Source organism: Mycobacterium sp. ABE4_509, assembly GCF_056160785.1.
The window spans coordinates 1-19310 of the sequence record NZ_JBSWXU010000108.1 but is presented as its reverse complement, the minus strand read 5'-3'; the positions used below and the strand labels follow the sequence as shown (position 1 = coordinate 19310).

The following is a 19310-nucleotide window of genomic DNA, read 5'->3' as shown; positions in this document are numbered from 1 at the left end:
CCCGCGCGCAGGCCGCGCCCCGGCCGGTGCCGAACAGGAACAGGCGATCGCCCGGGGACCAATGCTGCACCAGGACGGCGTAGGCCGCCGCGACGCAGGTGCGGGCCGCGTCCACCGGTGCGTGCCCCGGAGTGAGCCGGTGAACGCCGCCGACGGTGTGCGGACACGACCAGACCAGCTGGGCGTCGTCGGCGATCAGGAATTCGGCCAGGGTGGCGGCGTTGGTGGCATCACTGGTGGCGGCATTGGTGGCGTCCGTGGACTCGGAGCGCTCACGGGCGCGATCAAAGCACAGCGCGATGTTCTTCACGAAGACCCCCGACGTGAGTTTATGGACAGCGCCGGGTGACCAGTTTGCCAGACATGCCGCGGGCGTTCGGTGCTTTTCCCGGAAGAGGGGAACTCCCGCAACGCATTCCGCGCGATCCGGGGCGTCCTGCTGCGGGATCCGGATATCCGGGCGGTCGGCGCAGTCGTCTGGCCGGGGGTTCGCCGGCCGGCCCGCTACGGGGTCCCCGGCAGGGTGACCGTCGGCGGGCCGGCGGTGAGGAACGCGGCGTAGACGACCAGGGCGAGCAGGATCGCCAGCAGCAGGGCGCACGCCGCCAGGTAGCGCACCAGCAGTGCTCGGCTGCCGTCCTCGGGGGGCCCGGCCCGGTGGGCGGCGGGCGCTTCGGGCATCAGCGCCTGCGGCGGCTGCGGGGCGCGGTGGTCGGTCCAGCCCGAGCCGTCCCAGTAGCGTCGTCCGCCGGATCCATCCGGATCGGGATACCAACCCGCGGGAGTTTGCGGCGTGGTCATCACGGTGTTTCCTCCCGCCGTTCGCGCCGACAGGTGCCCGGGGTCGCAGAATACCGTATGACCAGCGCGTTGGCCGGTGGTTTCGGGCGCGCCGAATCAGCCGCCCATCAGCATGCGCCACTGGTCGAGGTTGCTTGCCCGGTAGACATAGTTGCTGGCCCGCACGTCGGACAGCGTTGCGCTCGGCTCCGCCGAATACCAGTGCCCCGGGAACACCGTGGGATCGCCGGGCAGCTGCGCCAGCGCCTGCAGGCTGCGGTACATGTCGTCGGCGTCACCGCCGGGGAAATCGGTACGGCCGCAGCCCTCCAGGAACAGGGTGTCGCCGGCAACCAGGCGGCCGTCGAGCAGGAAGCACTGGCTGCCCGGCGTGTGGCCCGGAGTGTGCAGCAGCTCGATGTCGATGTCGCCGACACCGACCTTGTCGCCGTGCTGGTGTGCGGTCAGTTCGCTCAGCGCGATGCCGGTGGTCCGGGAGATCCAGTCCGCCTCGTGGGCGTTGACGTGCACCGGCACACTGACCCGCTCGAGCAGCTCGGCCAGCCCCTTGAGGGTGAAACCCATCATCGAGCCGCCCACGTGGTCGGGATGGTGATGGGTCACCAGCACCCCGGACAGGTGCATGCCGTCCGCCTCCAGGGCATCCACCAGGTCCTGCGCGGCGTAGGCGGGATCCACCACCACGGTGTCGCCGGTCTCGCGGTCGCCGATCAGGTAGGCGAAGTTGCGCATCTGCTGGGCGATCATGTCGCCGGCCGCGAAGTCGCGGCCCGACAGCAGCTGCCGGAAGTAGAGCCGTTCGGTTTCACCCATGCAGGCCAGCGTATGCATCGACCGGTCACCGGACTCCGGTCAGGGGGTGATTGAGCGCGGCGCCCAAGGCCCGCAGCGGCGTCAACGGCGGCAATGAGCAGCGGTTTGGCGCCAGAAACGGTGAGAATGTACCCTCTTTAAGGCCCGTCGTTCGGAGATGGGTCGCGGCCCCCTTAGCTCAGTCGGCAGAGCGTTTCCATGGTAAGGAAAAGGTCAACGGTTCGATTCCGTTAGGGGGCTCGGTGGAAACGGGCGGAGCGACCCAAGAGCGCCCAGCCCGGATCTGTCCGGGGCGGTGTAGCTCAGCTGGTTAGAGCGCACGACTCATAATCGTGAGGTCGGGGGATCGAGCCCCCCCACCGCTACAAGCACAGTGCGTGAACGACGTGGAAGAAAGAGACTGACGTGGCCTCCAGTACCGACGTACGGCCGAAGATCACCTTGGCCTGCGAGGTGTGCAAGCACCGCAACTACATCACGAAGAAGAACCGCCGCAACGACCCCGACCGGCTCGAGATCAAGAAGTTCTGCCCGAACTGCGGGAAGCACCAGGCGCACAAAGAGTCACGCTGAGCGGGAACGGCCCGGCCCGTTCACGGTTGCCAAGGTCGGCTAGGTAGGTTCATCACCTGTGTCCTTTCTGGATAACTTCGTCGGATCGCACTTCCGCTACCCCGACCACTACATCGTGGGCCGCGAGAAGATCCGCGAGTACGCGACCGCGGTCAAGAACGACGATGTCGCCTTCTTCGACGACTCGGCTGCCGCCGAGCTGGGCTACGACGCGCTGCCCTCGCCGTTGACGTTCATCTCGGTGTTCGGCTACCAGGCGCAGTCGGCCATGTTCGCCGCCAACAAGATCTCGATCAGCGACGCCCAGATCGTCCAGGTCGATCAGGTGCTGAAGTTCATCAAGCCGATCACCGCAGGCGACAAGCTGTACTGCGACGTGTGGATCGATTCGATCCGCAAGGCGCACGGCACCGACATCATCGTCACCAAGAACATCGTCAGCAACGACAACGGCGACGTTGTCCAGGAGTCCTATACCACCCTTGCTGGGCGCAGCGAACAAGACGGGGAGAGTGGCTTTTCAGATGGCACTGCGTGAGTTCAGTTCGGTCAAGGTGGGCGACAAACTGCCCGAGAGGGTCATCCCGCTGACGCGGGCCGACCTCGTCAACTACGCCGGTGTGTCGGGCGATCTGAACCCCATTCACTGGGATGACGACATCGCCAAGCAGGTCGGGCTGGACACCGCGATCGCGCACGGAATGCTGACCATGGGGCTCGGCGGCGGCTACGTCACCTCGTGGGTCGGCGACCCCGGTGCGGTCACCGAGTTCAACGTGCGCTTCACCGCCGTCGTGCCGGTGCCCAACGACGGCAAGGGCGCCGAGATCGTCTTCAACGGCCGGGTGAAATCCGCCGATCCCGAGACGAAGTTGGTGACGATCGCGCTGACCGCGACCGCCGGCGGAAAGAAGATCTTCGGTCGCGCCGTCGCCACCGCGAAGCTGGCATAGGCAGGTATGCGACATGGCACTCAAGACCGACATCCGCGGAATGGTCTGGACGTACCCCGACGTGTTCGTCGTGGGGCGCGAACAGATCCGCCAGTACGCGGCATCGGTGAAATCGTTCGATCCGGCCTCGCACGATGAGGCGGCCGCCGCCGAACTGGGCCATCCGGGTCTGATCGCTCCGCCGACGTTCCTGTCCATCTTCGCGGTGATGATCCAGCGGCACTTCTTCCAGCACGTCGATCTCGGCTTCGAGACGCTGCAGATCGTGCAGGTCGACCAGAGGTTCCTGTTCCACCGCCCGATCACCGACGGTGACCGGGTCACCGGCACGATGCACGTCCAGTCGGTCGACGAGCGGTTCGGGGCCGACATCGTCACCACCCGCAACGTGCTCACCGACGATTCCGGTGAGATCGTGATGGAGTCGTTCACCACGCTCATGGGCCACGAAGGTGACAATTCGATCTCGGCCGGCTGGGACCCGGAGACCGGCCAGGTGGTGCGCAAGCCGGTCAAGCACCCGGACGAGGTCGGCGAGGACGACCCGGCCGCCCCAGCGGGCGTCGCGGATTAGTAACTCGGTGGTGCGGCGCGCTACACTCGGACCTCGGGGTTTTCCCAGTTAAGCGCGCTGTCCGTCGGCTCTGATCGACCGAACGGGGAGCGCGCGAATTGTGTGGGCCCCGCGCAGATGTTGGTGTTGCCGCATATGGCAAGGTCAGCAGAGTTCTTCACGAAGGGGCGTAGCTCAACTGGCAGAGCAGCGGTCTCCAAAACCGCAGGTTGCAGGTTCAAGTCCTGTCGCCCCTGCTCAACGGAATACTCGACAAGCGTGGACACTGGAAGGTGACCACCTGATGAACGCAGACGATCAGAAAAGGAAGCAGCGGTGAGCGACGAGCGCGACGGTGCCGACTCCGGCGGCACCGACAGCGGCGCAGCGACAGGCGCAGCGACCGACGAGGGTGATACCCGCAGCCAGAGCGCGATCGTGACGCGGCCGACGCGGCCGACGGGCAAGCGGTCGCGGCGCGCCGTGGGCGCTGACACCGACGCTGACGTCGAGGACTCCGACGAAAAGCCCGATACCGACGGTGCGGGGTCCAAGGACGACGGATCGAAGAACGGTTCGAAGCCCGCGAAGAAGACCGCGAAGAAGCCCAAGGACGGGCCGTCGCGGAACCCGATTGCCTACGTCGTGAACTTCCTCAAGGAAGTCGTCGGCGAGCTGCGCAAGGTCATCTGGCCGAACCGCAAACAGATGGTCAACTACACCACCGTCGTGCTGATCTTCCTGGCCTTCATGGTGGCGTTGATCGGTTTCGCCGACCTGGGTCTGGGCAAGCTCGTGATGCTGGTGTTCGGCTGACGTAGTGACATTGAGAGAGGACTGACCTGTGACTAGCTTCGACGGCGAAGCGCCTTCGGGTGACACCGTCGACACCATGGACGTCGACGCGACCAACACCGATGCCGAGACCCCCGATTCGGGTGCGGTAGGGGCCGATGAGGATGCCACGCCGACCGAGGTGAGCGACGCGATCGAGGGGGCCGACGAGGTCTCCGCAGCAGAAGTCGCCGCCGAGGAGGACGAGGACCCGGCGGTCGCGCTGAAGAAGGAGCTGCGGCTCAAGCCGGGCGAGTGGTACGTCATCCACTCCTACGCCGGCTACGAGAACAAGGTGAAGGCCAACCTCGAGACCCGTGTCCAGAACCTGGACGTCGGTGACTACATCTTCCAGGTCGAGGTGCCCACCGAAGAGGTCACCGAGATCAAGAACGGCCAGCGCAAGCAGGTCAACCGCAAGGTGCTGCCGGGCTACATCCTGGTCCGGATGGAGCTCAACGACGAGTCGTGGGGCGCGGTGCGCAACACCCCCGGCGTCACCGGGTTCGTCGGCGCCACCTCGCGGCCCTCGCCGCTGACGCTGGACGACGTGGTGAAGTTCCTGCTGCCGCCCGCGGCGGCGAAGAAGCCGGGGAAGGCCGCCTCGACGGCGGCTGCCGCGGCGGCCGAGACGGGCGGTATCGAGCGGCCCGCGATCGAGGTGGACTTCGAGGTCGGCGAATCGGTCACCGTGATGGACGGCCCGTTCGCGACGCTGCCCGCCTCCATCAGCGAGGTCAACGCCGAGCAGCAGAAGCTCAAGGTGCTGGTGTCCATCTTCGGGCGCGAGACCCCCGTGGAACTGACCTTCAACCAGGTCGCCAAGATTTAGCGATTTCGGCGTGACCGGTCGCGCACAGCGCGACGCAGCACGCCTGAATCGTGCAGAAAGGAAAGGAACAATGCCCCCGAAGAAGAAGGTCGCCGGGCTGATCAAGCTGCAGATCCAGGCCGGGCAGGCCAACCCCGCCCCGCCGGTCGGTCCCGCACTCGGCCAGCACGGCGTCAACATCATGGAGTTCTGCAAGGCGTACAACGCCGCGACCGAGTCGCAGCGTGGCAACGTCATCCCGGTGGAGATCACGGTCTACGAGGACCGCTCCTTCACCTTCGCGCTCAAGACGCCCCCGGCGGCCAAGCTGCTGCTCAAGGCTGCCGGCGTGCAGAAGGGTTCCGGAGAGCCGCACAAGACCAAGGTCGCCAAGGTGACCTGGGACCAGGTGCGCGAGATCGCCGAGACCAAGAAGGAAGACCTGAACGCGAACGACATCGACGCCGCGTCCAAGATCATCGCCGGCACCGCCCGGTCGATGGGGATCACTGTCGAGTAGCTTGCGGATCGACCAGACCGCAGTCGAGTGATTTCCACGCCGAAATTGCGGTGAGGGCGGTGCTGCAGCAGCACGCAGAACCCTCGACGCAATCTCGTCGCAGCAATCCGTGGGAGGGCTGGCATCGGCCCGTGAACCACAACTCATCAACCAGGAGACATCAATGAGCAAGAACAGCAAGGCATACCGCGAAGCGGTCGACAAGGTCGATAAGGACCGGCTGTACACGCCCCTGGAGGCGGCGAAGCTGGCCAAAGAGACATCGTCGAAGAAGCAGGACGCCACCGTCGAGGTCGCGATCCGCCTCGGGGTCGACCCCCGCAAGGCCGACCAGATGGTGCGCGGCACCGTCAACCTGCCGCACGGCACCGGTAAGACCGCCCGCGTCGCGGTGTTCGCCGTGGGTGACAAGGCCGAGGCCGCCGAGGCCGCCGGCGCCGACATCGTCGGCAGCGACGACCTGATCGAGAAGATCCAGGGTGGTTTCCTGGACTTCGACGCCGCCATCGCGACGCCGGACCAGATGGCCAAGGTCGGCCGCATCGCCCGCATCCTGGGCCCGCGCGGCCTGATGCCCAACCCCAAGACGGGCACTGTCACCCCGGACGTCGCCAAGGCGGTGTCGGACATCAAGGGCGGCAAGATCAACTTCCGCGTCGACAAGCAGGCCAACCTGCACTTCGTGATCGGCAAGGCGTCGTTCGACGAAGCCAAGCTGGCCGAGAACTACGGCGCTGCGCTCGACGAGATCCTGCGCGCCAAGCCGTCGTCGTCGAAGGGCCGCTACCTGAAGAAGGTCGTCGTGTCGACGACGACCGGCCCGGGGATTGCGGTGGACCCGTCGGTCACCCGGAATTTCGCGGAGGCCTAAAAGGGCCAGGAGGGCCACGCCGCCCGCTGGCATTCCCCCTGAACTGCAGAAACCCCGCACCGGCTACGGTGCGGGGTTTCTTTCGATGTCGGGAATGCTCCTCGGCCACCACGAAACCTGGTCGCGGCTACCTCCCACTGCCCCCCACGAACGGTGGTTCAGGCGCTCACCAGAGGATCGATGGTCGCATCCCCCTCTGTGGACCTCGATGCGGTGGTCGAGAAGCATCCCCGCAGCAACATAACACTGGATCGGCTTGCCCGTACGCCCAACCCGGATTTCTCGGCCTGCGACCGTGCGATTCCGGCTGTTCTCCTGCGCTTTTCTAGGCAGTGTGATGACATGCCGACAGATTGCACGCGGCGGCCTTTCTTGCACTAGCAAATTCAGCTCGGAGTTGCTCTCAAAGATGCTGTGGGAAATCGGGCAGCGGACGGTCATCCGGGCAACCTGTCGGCAGGTGGGTCAGTCGCGCCACCACCGGGGTCGACAGCCGCAGATGAGGGACGCCGGCGCGCTGGCAGGCGGCCACCACGGCCTCCGACGATGTCGCATCGAAGACCCCGTAGAGCACCTCGTCGGTGGGGTTGGACAGGGTCATCGTCAACCGCACCGGCGTGCCCTCGCCGGTCAACGTGGACGCGGCGACCGTCAACCGCGTGACGACGTCGTCGACGGTGGTCTCGGGCAGGTTCGGGAGGTACCACTCGGCAAGATAGCTCCCGGCGCGCTCGCCGTTGTCCATCTCCCGACGGTATCGACGGAGCCCCTTGATGGAATCGGGTGATTCCCTATCGTTTCGCGGCCCGCGCAGCGCCGCGGTCAGGCGGCGATGGCCGGCTTCACGTAGGTCACCAGGCTGACGTCGATCGATTCGTCGATGAAGTAGTACTGGCAGCCCTTCAGGTACCGCATGTAGTGCTGGTAGTGCTCTTCATCGGTGGCGGCGACGGCGGCGTCCTTGTTGCGCTCCAGGCGGTCGGCCCAGATCCCGAGTGTCTTGATGTAGTGATTGCGCAGCGACAGCACATCGGGCACCGTGAATCCGGCCTTCTCGCCGTGCTCGACCATCATCTGGGTGGTGGGGAGGCGGCCGCCCGGGAAGATCTCGGTGATCATGAACTTGATGAACCGAGCCAGTTCGAAGGTCAGCTTCTTGCCGCGCTCGGCGAGGTCATAGGGGTGATAGCCGACACTGCTCTGGATCGTCATCCGGCCGTCCGCGGGCAGGATGTCGTAGCAGGTCTTGAAGAAGTCGTCGTAGCGTTCGAAACCGAAGTGCTCGAACGCCTCGATCGACACGATCCGGTCCACCGGGCTGTGGAACTGCTCCCAACCCTCCAGGCGCACATCGAAGGTGCGCTCGGTGTCGATCTTGCTCAGCAACTGATCGCAGTAGGCCTTCTGGTTCTTCGACAGCGTCAGGCCGATGACGTTGACGTCGTACTTCTCCATCGCCCGCTGCAGGGTCAGCCCCCAGCCGCAGCCGACCTCGAGCAGCGTCATGCCCGGCTTGAGGTCCAGCCGGTCGAGGTGCTGATCGACGTTGGCGATCTGAGCTTCCGACAGCGTGACGTTCGGGCCGGTGAAGAACGCACAGCTGTACTTGCGGGTCGGATCCTGGAACACCCCGAAGAAGTCGTCCGAGAGGTCGTAATGAGCCTGGATATCCTCGAAATGAGGCGTCATATCCTTCGTGCCCGTGGATTGATCAGACATGTTTCCCCTGCTCTGTGCTTCCCCCGGTCGATCGGAGATGATGAAAACCGTACCGAAAGCGCGGCTCGACCTGCTGCAAACACGCGCCTGAAATCGTCAGCCTAGCGGTAGGCCTGCAATCGGAGCCAATCGATGTCAGAGGGGCTGTTCGGCGGGCTCCCACCGCCCCTTCGCTCGGCTGGGCCACCACGCAGCCACCACGCAGCGGTGCCGCTCAGTCGCGCGGACGGCCCTCGGCGAAGGTGGTCTTCAGCTCGCCGACGATGTCGTCCCACAGGGGCTCGGGCAGGTCGTGGCCCATCCCGTCGAAGAGCACCAACCGGGCACCGTCGATGGCGCGCGCGATCGCCCGTCCGCCGGTCGGTCGCATCAGCTTGTCGGCCCTGCCGTGGATCACCACCGTCGGGGCGCTGATCTGACGGTCGTACCGGCGCAGGCTGCCGCTGCCCAGGATCGCCGCGAAATGCCGCCCCACTCCGGCCGGATAGTAGGAGCGGTCGAAGCCCTCCGCGGCGTCGGTGCGGAGCTTCTCCTCGGCGGCCGGGTAGCCGGGGCTGCCGATGATCCTGTTGACCCGGACCGCGTTGGCGATGATCGCCTCACGGGTGGAATCCGCGGGGCGCGCCAGGATCGCCGCCAGTTGCCGCGGCCCCGGCGGCGGCAGCGCCGCCTGATTGTTACTGGAGAAGATCACCCCCAGCGAGCGGGTCCGGGTGTGGTGCCGTGCGGCGAACACCTGCGCGATCATCCCGCCCATCGACCCGCCGACGACGTGGGCGGTGTCGACACCGAGATGGTCCAGCAGCGCCGCCGCGTCGTCGGCCATGTCCTCGAGCGTGTAGCCGGCCGGGCTGGTCATCCCGGCGAACGACCGGGCCATCCGCGCCAACAACGGGGACCCCGCGTGGCGGCCGGGCAGTTTGGACGACAGGCCGACATCGCGGTTGTCGAACCGGATCACCCGCAGGCCCTGGTTGATGAGCTTCTCGCAGAAACCGTCGGGCCAGACCAGCAGCTGGGCGCCCAGGCCCATGATCAGCAGCACCGCCGGATCGTCGGGGTCGCCCATGTCCTCGTAGTGGATGTCGAGCTCGCCCGACCTCGCCGTTCCGGTGCGGCGGTTCATCTACGCTTCGACCTCGTCGGTGCCGGTCTGCTCCTCGCGCAAGCGCTCGTCGGTGCCGGTCTGCTCCTCGCGCAAGCGCTCGTCGGTGCCGGTCTGCTCCTCGCGCAAGCGCTCGTCGGTGTGCTCGCGGCTGACCTCGACCATGAAGTTGGCGAAGTAACCGGTCAGCGTGGGATCGGTCATCATCTGCCACTTCGGGGCGAGCAGCTTCATGTAGCGCTCGACGTAGAGGAACTGCTTGCCGATCAGCACCAGCTCGCGGGGCAGCTTCACGTCGTAGGCCTCGGCCAGGGCCGACAGTTGTTTACCGACCTCGGCGTAGCTCAGATCGCCGAGCGATGTCAGGGTCAGCGGAGTCGCGAACTTCTCCAGGTCCTTGGCGGCCTCCGCCTCGGGTTTCACGGTGCCGACCGCACCCATCAGCACCACGATCTTGCCGGCGGCCGCGTGGTCCTTCTTGACCAGCAGCGCGTAGACCAGTTCGCGCAGGAGCCAGCGGGTGCGCGGATCGATGCGGCCCATGATGCCGAAGTCGAAGAAGACGATCTTGCCGTCGTCGTCGACGTACAGGTTGCCGGCGTGCAGGTCGCCGTGGAACAGGCCGTGCCGCAGCCCGCCTTCGAACACGCTGAACAGCAGTGCCTTGACCAACTCGGTGCCGTCGAAGCCGCGCTTGCGGATCTCGGCGACGTCGTCGATTCGGACACCGGTGATGCGTTCCATCGTCAGGACCCGCTCGCTGGTCAGGTCCCAGTACACCTGGGGCACCCGGATGTTCTCGCCCAGCGGGGAGGCGTGCATGTGGGCCACCCAGGCGTCCATCGACTGGGCCTCGAGCCGGAAGTCGAGCTCTTCGGCGAGGTTGTCGGCGAAATCGGCGACGACGTTCTGGGCGCTGAGACGCTGACCCAGCTTCGCGAACTCGACCAGCCGGGCGCCGCGTTTGAGGATCTGCAGGTCCGCGGCGACCCGGCGGCGGATGCCGGGCCGCTGGATCTTGACGACCACGTCCTCACCGGAGTGCAGCGTCGCATAGTGCACCTGCGCGATGGACGCCGACGCGAAGGGCTTCTCGTCGAACGATTTGAACAGGTTGGCCGGCTCGTCCCCGAGTTCCTCGCGGAACAGTTTGTGCACGTCGTCGGTATCGGCGGGAGGGACACGGTCGAGCAGGCCGCGGAACTCGCGGCTCAGGGACTCGCCGAACGCTCCCGGGCTGGAGGCGATGATCTGGCCGAACTTGACGTAGGTGGGCCCAAGGTCGGCGAAGGTTTGCGGGATCTGCTTGACGACCTTCTGCTGCAGGGAGCCTCGGCCGGTGAGTCGGGCGGCCACCCGGGCGCCGGTGCGAGTGATCTGCCATCCTGTGGCGCCGACACGGGCTGCCTCGACCGGCAGGGGAACCCGGTCCAGCCTGGCAACCTCACGGTGCTGCGCTTTTCGGGGTGTGCTCATAGGTGCAGTGTCTCAAAAGCGGCCGGTCAGGGGAAAAAGGTGTGGACCGGGTCACACCGCACGCCCGGTGTGTCGACGCCGCTAGGGGTGCGAGCAGCTGTTCGGCGGCGCGACCGCGACCGCTGCCGAGGAGCTGGCCGAGACGGTGCTACCCGGCCTGGGTTTCTGTCCGCACACCTCCCAGGTGGCGGGGTTCATCGGCTGCAGAGAGTTGGTGTTCATGACCTTGGTGCCCAGCTCGCTGGCGCCGCCGGTGAGTGAACTCCACGAACTCTGTGCCTCGGCGAGCGTCATTCCCTCGAACGACGGCATCTCCCATTCCTGGTCCTGCGCGTACGCAGTGCCGGTGCCGAGCGTTGCTGCGGCGGTCAGCGCTACCGCGGCGAAGCCAACGGTGATGGTCTTTTTCATGCCGGAATCCCCCTCGTACGAATTAGCCCGAGCCCCCCGACGGAACCACGGTAGCCCAGCGCGCGGCCCGGGGCCAGGTGTTGGTGGCTTCACCGCAGCGAGCGCTCGACTGCGGCCCGGTCGCGAACCGGATCGCTGCCCGGCCGGTAGCTCGGCAACGTGTGCGGCGCCAGCTGGGGGTCCACGCCGGCGGCAACCCGGGATTTGGCCTGCTCGAACTCGGGCAACGGTCCGGACGCCGCGTGGATCCCGTTGATGATCGACCACACCACCGCACGGCGGGCGGTGCGTTCGACGATGTTGGGGTTCCGATGCTGGATGAGTTCCTGAGCCCAGGACGGCATCGTGTCGCGCACCGCCCAGTCCAGCGCGTTCTTCGGCATCGGCACGTTCGGCCCGGTGGCCATCGCCGCCCCGTAGGTCAGGGCCAGCCGGGGCAGGTAGGACTTCAGGCAGTCCAGCGTCTCGCGCTTGGTGGCGGGCAGGTCGGTGCCTCCGAGGGCATGCCCGATGCGCACGAACTCACCGTAGTAGCGGTCGATGCCGGCTCCCCGCAGCGGCCGCGGATGGTAGAGCTCATGCGCGGTGGCCAGGCCCCAGACCACGGTTGCGTAGTTCCACCGCAGCCAGTCCGGATCGTCGGCGTCATAGCGGGCGCCGTCGGGGCGGACACCCTTGATGGTGTGGTGCATCGAGCGCACCGCGGTGGCCAGGCGCTCGGCGGTCTGTGTCGATCCGTATGCGGTGCCGGTGAAGAACGCGACGGAATGCCCCAGCCGCACGGCGAAGCCCTCGGGGTCGATCTGCGGGGCGGGATCGGTCTTGGTGTCGGGTTTGACGAGTCGGGAGTGATGGACGCCCATCCAGTAGATGGATGGGTCGAGACGTTCCAGGTAGGCGGCGCACTGCAGGCCGAAGACCAGGGACTGGGTGTGCGAGTGCACATGCCAGACGGCGCTGCCCGGCCCGAACCACCCCGGGTCGCCGGCCGGTTCGCCGAATTGCATGCCGCGGAAGAAGTGCCGGCGTACGTCGCGGTCGAAGCGCTCGTTCAGCAGGCGCCCGGCGATCCCGACGATGTGGTGCGGCAGAATCATGGACGCCTCCAACAGTGGTTACGACTGTTACCAGAGTAGTGCCGACTGGCCGGATTCGGCGAGAAACCGGCCAGTGCGGCCTACGCTGGGCCGATGCCCGGTCGCACCTCCAACCCCACCCGGTGGGCTGGGGTGCCGCTGGTCGACCGCCGTGCCGAGCGGCGGACGCGGCTGCTCGACACGGCCTTCAGGCTGTTCGGAGACGGCGGTGAGGCGGCACTGTCGGTGCGCTCGGTGTCCCGCGAGTCAGGGATGAACACCCGCTACTTCTATGAGAGCTTCCGGGACACCGACGAACTGCTCGGTGCCCTCTACGACCGGGTGAGCGTCGAGCTCGGTTCGGTGGTGGACGAGGCGATGGCCGCCGCGGGCGAATCCATCCCCGCGCGGGCCCGCGCGGGGATGCACGCGGTGCTGCACTTCAGCTCGGCCGACCCGCGGCGCGGGCGGGTGCTGTTCACCGATGCGCGGACGAACCCGGTGCTCACGGTGCGCCGGGCGGCGACGCAGGAGCTGCTGCGCAGATCGGTGCTCGACGAGGGCACCCGGCTGCAGCCCGGCCGCGACGCCCTTGCGGCCCTGGTCGCGGCGGCGATGTACACCGGCGCGATGACCGAGGTGGCGCAGCAGTGGCTGGCCGGCGACCTCGGTGATGATCTCGACGCCGTGGTCGACATCGCCCTCGCCCTCGTCCTTCGCTGAGCCGCGCCGGTTCCCCGCCGAACGCACTCCACGTCCGGTCAGCGCCCCGATGCTGGGGTCCAGGGGGTCAGCCACTCGGTCTCGGGCCAGCCCTCGAGGCCGGCGAGCAACTCGTAGAGGGTCGCGCCGTCGATGCTCTCGCGGATGATGTCCCCGTGCCCGGCGTGCCGGGCGAGCTCCTCGATCATGTGGAACAGCACCCACCGCACCGACCAGGCGCCGATGTCCTGGGGAAACCACGGCACATTCGGTGGGACCGGCACCGCGGCGCCCAGATCTGCGGACTCCACCAGCCAGATCGTCTCGGCATTCTGCGCCTCGAAGGCCGCCAGGACGTCGGCCAGCGTCTCGTCGTCGCGCATGACGAACTCGCTCCCGTAGTCGGCGGCCTGAACGTCCGACGGGAGGGTGTCGCGGACGAACAGTTCGGGCGCCGCGGCGACCCGTTGCATCCAGCCGCGCTGGCAGTTCGTCACGTGCTTGATCAGCCCCCCGATGGACAACACGCTGACCGACGGGGTGGCCCGGGCCTGGTCGTCGGTCAGGCCGTAGGCGATCGCGCGGAACGCGTACTGCTGTGCGGCGAGGTACGCGCGGAGTCCGGAGCGCTCGTCGGCGATGGGCGGGGGCAGGGCGGGCATGTCAGCTCTCCTCGAGGTGGTTGTGCAGGTACAGGTCGCGAAGCAGGGCGATCTCGGCGCCGTGGTGGATCACTTCCCGGTTGATGTGCAGGACGAGGTCGACCATCGACTTCTCGCTCCACGGCCCCTCGGCGGGGCCGAGCGGCAGGAACAGCCGTTCGTCGTCCAGGCCGGCGACCCCGTCGGCCCACACCCGGTACGCCCAATCCAGCTGGTCCAGGGCGGCGTCGAGCGCCCAGGGCCGCGTTCGGGGGTCGACCGGCGGTCCGCCGAAGTAGCGGTGCCCACGGAGCCCGAGGACGAACACCGTGACGTGTGCGAGCCGCCAGCCGATCGTCGTGAACGGTGCCGGTTCGGGCGAGGGGAACTCGTAGTCCAGCGATCCGTCCGGATGCACCGCCCAGCAGTGCGCCACCGGCGACCAGAAGTACTCGGCATCGGCCAGCCCGTCGAGGCGCGGCCGCAGCTGGTTTCGCCAGTGCCATTCGAGCTGATCGGCCAGGTGGGGGGCCAGTGACTTGCTCATGCACCCAGCTTCGCACCCATTGCGGACAGCTTCGGTCCGCAATGGGTGGCAGAGTTGCGGGTGTGTCGGAGACCACCGCCCGGATCCTGCAGCTGCTCGGCCTGCTGCAGTCCCGCCGGGTATGGAGCGGTGCGGAGTTGGCCCGTCGACTCGGGGTGACGACGCGCTGCGTGCGCCGCGACATCGACCGGCTGCGCGAGCTGGGCTATCCGGTGCACGCCAGCCCCGGCCACGGCGGTGGGTACCAGCTCGGGGCCGGTGCGGCGCTCCCGCCGCTACTGCTCGACCCCGACGAGGCCGTCGCCGTGGCCGTGTGCCTGCGGGTGGCCGCCGGAGGCAGCGTCGCGGGAATCGGTGAGGCGGCGCTGCGTGCGCTGAGCAAACTGGATCAGGTGATGCCGGGACGGCTGCGGTCGCAGGTCGGCGCGGTGCATGAGGCGACGGTGACGCTGGGAACGGCCACCGACGCGCCGGTCGACCCCGGCACGCTGACGACGCTGGCCCGCGCCAGCAGGGACCACGAGCACGTCACCACGGATTACGTCGACATCCGGGGCAACGCCACCCGGCGACGCCTGGAGCCCTACCGGCTCGTCACCACCGGGCGGCGCTGGTACCTGGTGTGCTTCGACCGTGACCGCGACGGCTGGCGCACCCTACGGTTGGACCGGATGAGCGCAGTCGCCGTAGTCGGCAGCACCTTCGCCCCCCGCCCGGCACCCGACGCGGCGTCCTACGTGCGCCACGCCATCAGCTCCGCGCCGTATCCGCACATCGCGCGGGTGCGCTATTTCGCGCCCGCCGAGGTCGTCGCCCGGACCTTCTCAGCCGGGTCGGTGGACATCGTGCCCGACGGGCCGGACAGGTGCATCGTCACCACCGGAGCCGACGCACCCGAACGGATGGTGCCGTGGCTGGCGCTTCCCGACTGTGAATTCGAGGTTCTCGGGCCGCCCGAGATGGTGGCCGCGGTGCGCGCGATGGCTGCGCGGCTCACCCGCGCATGCCCGGGTTGACGAGAAGTCAGCCCTGCCGGATCACCACTCGCCGATGGCCGGGCCGAACGGGAAACCGCCGCGGAACCCGCGGGCCTTGCCGCCCGGGACGGCCTTGACGGTGTCGCGGATCTCGCCGTGCGCGCTGATCTCGCCGGCGTCGGCCAGGCGCGCCTCGGCGATGCCGCGCGCGACGCCGTAGTCGTTGATCCGGATGACCGAGTTCTGCGAGGCCTGCCGGCTCGTCACCGTCGGGCTGGGGCCGATCTCGTCGATGTCGGCGTTGGCTGTACCGCTGCCGAGACCGACGGCGAGCGTGCCCGCGGCCAACCCTCCCAGGCCGATCAAGCCCACCTTCCTGAGTCCACGGGCCAGGGTGTCGGTGGGTGCGGTCATCGGCGATCTCCTCTGGTTTGGGTGTATTTCGTTCATCGGTGCGGAGCCACGCATCGTTACGGAGCGAAGCCACACATGCTGCCACAGCGGTGACGGTTTGTGCCGAGCGACCGATGACGCCGGCGCGGGCCGCAGCGCCGAGCCGATCCGCGACCGCCCGATGCCGATGCCCGCTGTCGCGCGGGGGTGCGTTGCCTCGGCTACCGATTTCGACCGATTCGACTGGTGGTGGGCACCGATCCGGGCCCCGGGGGCCGCGGCGCACCGTAGGGTGCTGGCGTGCACGTCACCTCCGCCGAGTCGACGGAGCTGTTCACCGGTCCGGCCGACGAACCGCTGCAACTCGTTCGGGTCACCGTCACCGGCGAAGGCGGTCCGATCCGCATCGACGGAGCCGGGCTGACCGGTCGGGCCGAGGCCGGGCCGGGCGAGAACGTCGTCGAGGTGCCGGTACGTGTCACCGACCCGGTGGTCGGGCAGACCCGGGCGGCGCGCGCCGCCGCCGGTGCCGGCGCGGTCGAGTTCGACTTCATCGTCGCCGAGGCGGGCTGGACCATGCACATGGTCAGCCACTTCCACTACGACCCGGTGTGGTGGAACACCCAGGGCGCCTACACCAGCCGCTGGACCGAGGATCCACCCGGCGGCTGCCGGCAGACCAACGGGTTCGACCTCGTCAGGGCCCATCTCGAGATGGCCAGACGCGAACCCGAGTACAAGTTCGTCCTCGCCGAGGTGGACTACCTCAAGCCGTTCTGGGACACCCACCCCGAGGAGCGGGCCGATCTGCGCCGGCTGATCGGCCAGCGCCGGGTCGAGATCATGGGCGGCACCTACAACGAGCCCAACACCAACCTCACGGGCCCGGAAACGGCGATCCGGAACTTCGTGCACGGCATCGGTTTTCAACGCGACATCCTCGGCGCGAATCCGGCGACCGCATGGCAACTCGACGTGTTCGGCCACGACCCGCAGTTCCCGGCGATGGCCGCCGACGCCGGGTTGACGTCGAGTTCCTGGGCGCGCGGGCCCCACCATCAGTGGGGTCCGATGGCGCGCGAGCACGACGTCGACGGCGACCCCGCCCGGATGCAGTTCGCCAGCGAGTTCGAGTGGTTGGCTCCCTGCGGGCGGGGGCTGCTCACCCACTACATGCCCGCGCACTACGCCGCGGGCTGGTGGATGGACTCGGCGCCGTCGCTGCAGGAAGCCGAACTGGCGACGTATCAGCTGTTCACCGAACTGAAGAAGGTCGCCCTGACCCGCAACGTGCTGCTGCCGGTCGGCACCGACTACACCCCACCCAACAAGTGGGTGACCGACATCCACCGCGACTGGAACGCCCGCTACACGTGGCCGAGGTTCGTCTGCGCGCTGCCCAGCGACTTCTTCGCCGCGGTGCGGGCCGAACTGGATGCCCGCGGCGTCACGCCCTCGCCGCAGACCCGCGACATGAACCCGATCTACACCGGCAAGGACGTCTCCTACATCGACACCAAGCAGGCCAACCGGGCCGCCGAACAGGCGGTGCTGGCGGCCGAACGGTTCGCGACCGTCGCCGGGCTGTTGACCGGCGCCAGCTACCCCGAGGCTGCGCTGGCCAAGGCGTGGGTGCAGCTGGCCTACGGCGCCCACCACGACGCCATCACCGGGTCCGAGTCCGACCAGGTCTACCTGGACCTGCTCACCAGCTGGCGCGACGCCTGGCAGCTGGGCAGCGGGGCCCGCGACCGAGCGCTGACGTTGTTGTCGTCGGCCGTCGAAACCCCGGGGAACGCCTCCGCACGGGCCTGCGGCGATGCGGCGGTCGTTGTGTGGAACCCGTTGGCGCACGGACGCTCCGACATCGTCACCGTGCATTTCGAGGAGCCGGTGGACGGCCACCTGGTCGACGACGACGGGGTCGCCGTGCCCGCGGTGATCGACCACGACGGGCATTGCCTGACCTTTCTGGCCGCCGAGGTGCCCTCGCTGGGCTGGCGTTCGTTCCGGCTGCAGCCGGGCAGGACGAGCCCGGGGTGGGAGCCGCTGGCCGACGGCGCAGAGCCCGAGATCGGCAACGGCCACTACCGGTTGCGGGCCGATCCCGCCCGCGGCGGGGCGGTGAGTTCGCTGACCGCCGGTGACCGCGAACTGATCGCCGCCGGGCGGGTGGGCAACGAACTCGCCGTCTACGACGAATACCCCGCGCACCCCACGGCCGGGGAGGGGCCGTGGCACCTGCTGCCCAAGGGGCCGGTCACCAGCTCCGCGCAGGTGCCGGCGACCTCGGTCCGGTGCTATCGCAGCGACCTGGGCGAACGGATGGTGGTGACCGGTGAGATCCCCGGCCTGCTCAGCTACACCCAGACGCTCACGCTGTGGACGGGGTCCGATCGCCTGGACTGCCGCACCGTGGTGGACGACTTCACCGGCGCAGACCAACTGCTACGGCTGCGCTGGCCCTGCCCGGTACCGGGGGCGACGCCGGTCAGTGAGGTCGGCAACGCGGTGATCGGTCGTGGTTTCGGCCTGCTCCACCCCCCCGACACGGCGCACAGCCCGGATGCCAGCCCGGATGCCGTCGACACCGCGGTGCACCCGTATACGCTGGACAACCCGGCATACGGCTGGTTCGGGCTGTCCTCGACGGTGCGGGTCCGCTTCCGCGGTGGGGCGGTCCGCGCGATCGCGGTGGCCGAGGTGGTGGTGCCCGCCGACGCCGATGCCGCCACCGACGCCGCGGTCCGTGACCTGATGACCGCGCTGGCCCGGGCCGGGGTGACCGCGACCTGCTCAGCGGCCGGGGCGCCGCGCTACGGCGATCTGGCCGTCGACTCCAACCTGCCCGATGTCCGGATCAGCGTGGGGGATCGGCAGGCCAATGCATTCACCGCGGCGGTGTTGGCCGGTGCACCCGGGGGTGAACGGGTGTGGGTCCCCGCCGCCGAGCCACTGGCCGAGGTCTGGGTGCCCGGCGCCGACCTGCGCGACCCGGCCGCGCTGCCGGTGCTGGTGGTGGGCGCCGTCGGCGACACCGCCGCGGCGGTCGCGGCGCTGATCGGCGACCTCGCCGACGCCGAGATCGAGGTGGATCAGGACGTGGTGGGCGAACACGTCGAGTCCCGGTCGGTGGCGGTCGTCAACCGCGGCGTCCCCGGGTTCGCGGTCGACCTCGACGGCACCCTGCAGACCTCGCTGATGAGGTCGTGCACCGGATGGCCGTCGGGCACCTGGATCGACCCACCCCGCCGCACCACACCCGACGGTTCCAACTTCGCTCTGCAGCACTGGACGCACTGCTTCGACTACGCGCTGCTCACCGGCGAGGGGGACTGGCGCGACCTGGAGTTCCCGGCGCGTGCCGCGGAATTCAGCCAGCCGATGATCGCGGTGGCGGCGCACCACGACCCCTCCCGCGGCGGGCTGCCGTCGCGGGGGTCGCTGCTGGAACTCGAGCCGCCGCGGACGGTCGGCATCAGCGCGCTCAAGGTGGCCGGTAACCCCACCGCGACCGGCAGCGCGCAGCACGCC

At 68.3% G+C, this 19310-nt stretch carries 23 protein-coding genes and 3 tRNA genes; 14 read left to right on the top strand and 12 right to left on the bottom strand.

Annotation, left to right across the window (positions count from 1 at the left end):
- From ACXAID_RS20170 to ACXAID_RS20160, 3 genes are all read right to left on the bottom strand, one after another.
- Nucleotides 1-310 (bottom strand): phospholipase effector Tle1 domain-containing protein (locus ACXAID_RS20170; RefSeq protein ID WP_475023982.1); only part of this gene is annotated, 310 nt, incomplete at its 3' end.
- Nucleotides 311-504: 194 nt separating this feature from the next.
- The gene (locus ACXAID_RS20165) at nucleotides 505-801 is read right to left on the bottom strand and encodes a DUF2510 domain-containing protein (RefSeq protein WP_475023981.1); all 297 of its coding nucleotides are present in this window, start codon (nucleotides 799-801) and stop codon (nucleotides 505-507) included.
- Nucleotides 802-897: 96 nt separating this feature from the next.
- On the bottom strand, nucleotides 898-1614 hold the full coding sequence (locus ACXAID_RS20160) for an MBL fold metallo-hydrolase (RefSeq protein WP_475023980.1): 717 nt from the start codon (nucleotides 1612-1614) through the stop codon (nucleotides 898-900).
- A gap of 167 nt (nucleotides 1615-1781) precedes the next feature.
- On the opposite strand from ACXAID_RS20160, the gene ACXAID_RS20155 reads away from it, so the two are divergent.
- The 11 genes from ACXAID_RS20155 (at nucleotide 1782) to rplA (ending at nucleotide 6729) form a co-directional block, all read left to right on the top strand.
- A tRNA-Thr gene (locus ACXAID_RS20155) sits at nucleotides 1782-1854 on the top strand.
- 51 nt (nucleotides 1855-1905) lie between these two features.
- Nucleotides 1906-1979, top strand: a tRNA-Met gene (locus tag ACXAID_RS20150).
- A gap of 40 nt (nucleotides 1980-2019) precedes the next feature.
- The gene (gene rpmG, locus ACXAID_RS20145) at nucleotides 2020-2187 is read left to right on the top strand and encodes a 50S ribosomal protein L33 (protein ID WP_003929651.1); all 168 of its coding nucleotides are present in this window, start codon (nucleotides 2020-2022) and stop codon (nucleotides 2185-2187) included.
- Nucleotides 2188-2245: 58 nt separating this feature from the next.
- Nucleotides 2246-2725, top strand: a complete 480-nt coding sequence (gene hadA / locus ACXAID_RS20140) for a (3R)-hydroxyacyl-ACP dehydratase subunit HadA (RefSeq protein WP_475023979.1) — start codon at nucleotides 2246-2248, stop codon at nucleotides 2723-2725.
- Nucleotides 2712-3140 (top strand): (3R)-hydroxyacyl-ACP dehydratase subunit HadB, encoded by a 429-nt coding sequence (hadB, locus tag ACXAID_RS20135; protein WP_475023978.1) that lies wholly within the window; start codon nucleotides 2712-2714, stop codon nucleotides 3138-3140. Before hadA ends, hadB begins: the two co-directional genes overlap by 14 nt.
- Nucleotides 3141-3153: 13 nt before the next feature.
- Complete coding sequence (hadC, locus tag ACXAID_RS20130) at nucleotides 3154-3714, top strand: (3R)-hydroxyacyl-ACP dehydratase subunit HadC (protein WP_475023977.1); 561 nt, start codon at nucleotides 3154-3156, stop codon at nucleotides 3712-3714.
- 163 nt (nucleotides 3715-3877) lie between these two features.
- Nucleotides 3878-3950 (top strand) — tRNA-Trp (locus tag ACXAID_RS20125).
- Nucleotides 3951-4029: 79 nt separating this feature from the next.
- Complete coding sequence (gene secE / locus ACXAID_RS20120; RefSeq protein ID WP_475023976.1) at nucleotides 4030-4509, top strand: preprotein translocase subunit SecE; 480 nt, start codon at nucleotides 4030-4032, stop codon at nucleotides 4507-4509.
- Between the two features lie 28 nt (nucleotides 4510-4537).
- Complete coding sequence (gene nusG / locus ACXAID_RS20115; protein ID WP_475023975.1) at nucleotides 4538-5359, top strand: transcription termination/antitermination protein NusG; 822 nt, start codon at nucleotides 4538-4540, stop codon at nucleotides 5357-5359.
- A gap of 70 nt (nucleotides 5360-5429) precedes the next feature.
- Nucleotides 5430-5858, top strand: coding sequence for a 50S ribosomal protein L11 (gene rplK, locus ACXAID_RS20110; protein WP_475023974.1), 429 nt, complete (start codon nucleotides 5430-5432; stop codon nucleotides 5856-5858).
- A 163-nt stretch (nucleotides 5859-6021) separates the two neighbouring features.
- Complete coding sequence (gene rplA / locus ACXAID_RS20105) at nucleotides 6022-6729, top strand: 50S ribosomal protein L1 (RefSeq protein ID WP_475023973.1); 708 nt, start codon at nucleotides 6022-6024, stop codon at nucleotides 6727-6729.
- Between the two features lie 403 nt (nucleotides 6730-7132).
- Here the strand turns inward: rplA and ACXAID_RS20100 are convergent, their stop codons facing one another.
- The 6 genes from ACXAID_RS20100 to ACXAID_RS20075 all read right to left on the bottom strand — a co-directional run bounded on the left by ACXAID_RS20100 (nucleotide 7133) and on the right by ACXAID_RS20075 (nucleotide 12537).
- Complete coding sequence (locus ACXAID_RS20100; protein ID WP_475023972.1) at nucleotides 7133-7474, bottom strand: hypothetical protein; 342 nt, start codon at nucleotides 7472-7474, stop codon at nucleotides 7133-7135.
- 77 nt (nucleotides 7475-7551) lie between these two features.
- Nucleotides 7552-8448, bottom strand: coding sequence for a cyclopropane mycolic acid synthase family methyltransferase (locus ACXAID_RS20095; protein ID WP_475023971.1), 897 nt, complete (start codon nucleotides 8446-8448; stop codon nucleotides 7552-7554).
- 214 nt (nucleotides 8449-8662) lie between these two features.
- Entirely contained in the window at nucleotides 8663-9574 is a 912-nt protein-coding gene (locus ACXAID_RS20090; protein ID WP_475023970.1) for an alpha/beta fold hydrolase, read from the bottom strand.
- Nucleotides 9575-11029, bottom strand: coding sequence for an ABC1 kinase family protein (locus ACXAID_RS20085; RefSeq protein WP_475023969.1), 1455 nt, complete (start codon nucleotides 11027-11029; stop codon nucleotides 9575-9577).
- Between the two features lie 81 nt (nucleotides 11030-11110).
- Nucleotides 11111-11440: a hypothetical protein gene (locus tag ACXAID_RS20080; RefSeq protein ID WP_475023968.1), complete on the bottom strand. Its 330-nt coding sequence runs from the start codon at nucleotides 11438-11440 to the stop codon at nucleotides 11111-11113.
- Between the two features lie 89 nt (nucleotides 11441-11529).
- Nucleotides 11530-12537: an oxygenase MpaB family protein gene (locus ACXAID_RS20075; protein ID WP_475023967.1), complete on the bottom strand. Its 1008-nt coding sequence runs from the start codon at nucleotides 12535-12537 to the stop codon at nucleotides 11530-11532.
- Nucleotides 12538-12630: 93 nt separating this feature from the next.
- On the opposite strand from ACXAID_RS20075, the gene ACXAID_RS20070 reads away from it, so the two are divergent.
- Nucleotides 12631-13239, top strand: coding sequence for a TetR/AcrR family transcriptional regulator (locus tag ACXAID_RS20070; RefSeq protein WP_475023966.1), 609 nt, complete (start codon nucleotides 12631-12633; stop codon nucleotides 13237-13239).
- A gap of 38 nt (nucleotides 13240-13277) precedes the next feature.
- Here ACXAID_RS20070 and ACXAID_RS20065 read toward each other — a convergent pair whose 3' ends face one another.
- Nucleotides 13278-13880 (bottom strand): DinB family protein, encoded by a 603-nt coding sequence (locus tag ACXAID_RS20065; protein ID WP_475023965.1) that lies wholly within the window; start codon nucleotides 13878-13880, stop codon nucleotides 13278-13280.
- A 1-nt stretch (nucleotide 13881) separates the two neighbouring features.
- Nucleotides 13882-14406, bottom strand: coding sequence for a DinB family protein (locus ACXAID_RS20060; protein WP_475023964.1), 525 nt, complete (start codon nucleotides 14404-14406; stop codon nucleotides 13882-13884).
- A gap of 62 nt (nucleotides 14407-14468) precedes the next feature.
- On the opposite strand from ACXAID_RS20060, the gene ACXAID_RS20055 reads away from it, so the two are divergent.
- A complete protein-coding gene (locus ACXAID_RS20055; protein WP_475023963.1) occupies nucleotides 14469-15422 on the top strand; it encodes a helix-turn-helix transcriptional regulator in 954 nt (317 codons plus the stop codon).
- Between the two features lie 21 nt (nucleotides 15423-15443).
- On the opposite strand, the gene ACXAID_RS20050 is transcribed toward ACXAID_RS20055, so the two are convergent.
- Complete coding sequence (locus tag ACXAID_RS20050; protein ID WP_475023962.1) at nucleotides 15444-15797, bottom strand: hypothetical protein; 354 nt, start codon at nucleotides 15795-15797, stop codon at nucleotides 15444-15446.
- 279 nt (nucleotides 15798-16076) lie between these two features.
- Between ACXAID_RS20050 and ACXAID_RS20045 the strand changes: the two genes are divergently transcribed.
- Nucleotides 16077-19310, top strand: a 3234-nt coding sequence (locus ACXAID_RS20045; RefSeq protein ID WP_475023961.1) for a glycoside hydrolase family 38 N-terminal domain-containing protein, incomplete at its 3' end; no start/stop codon positions are given.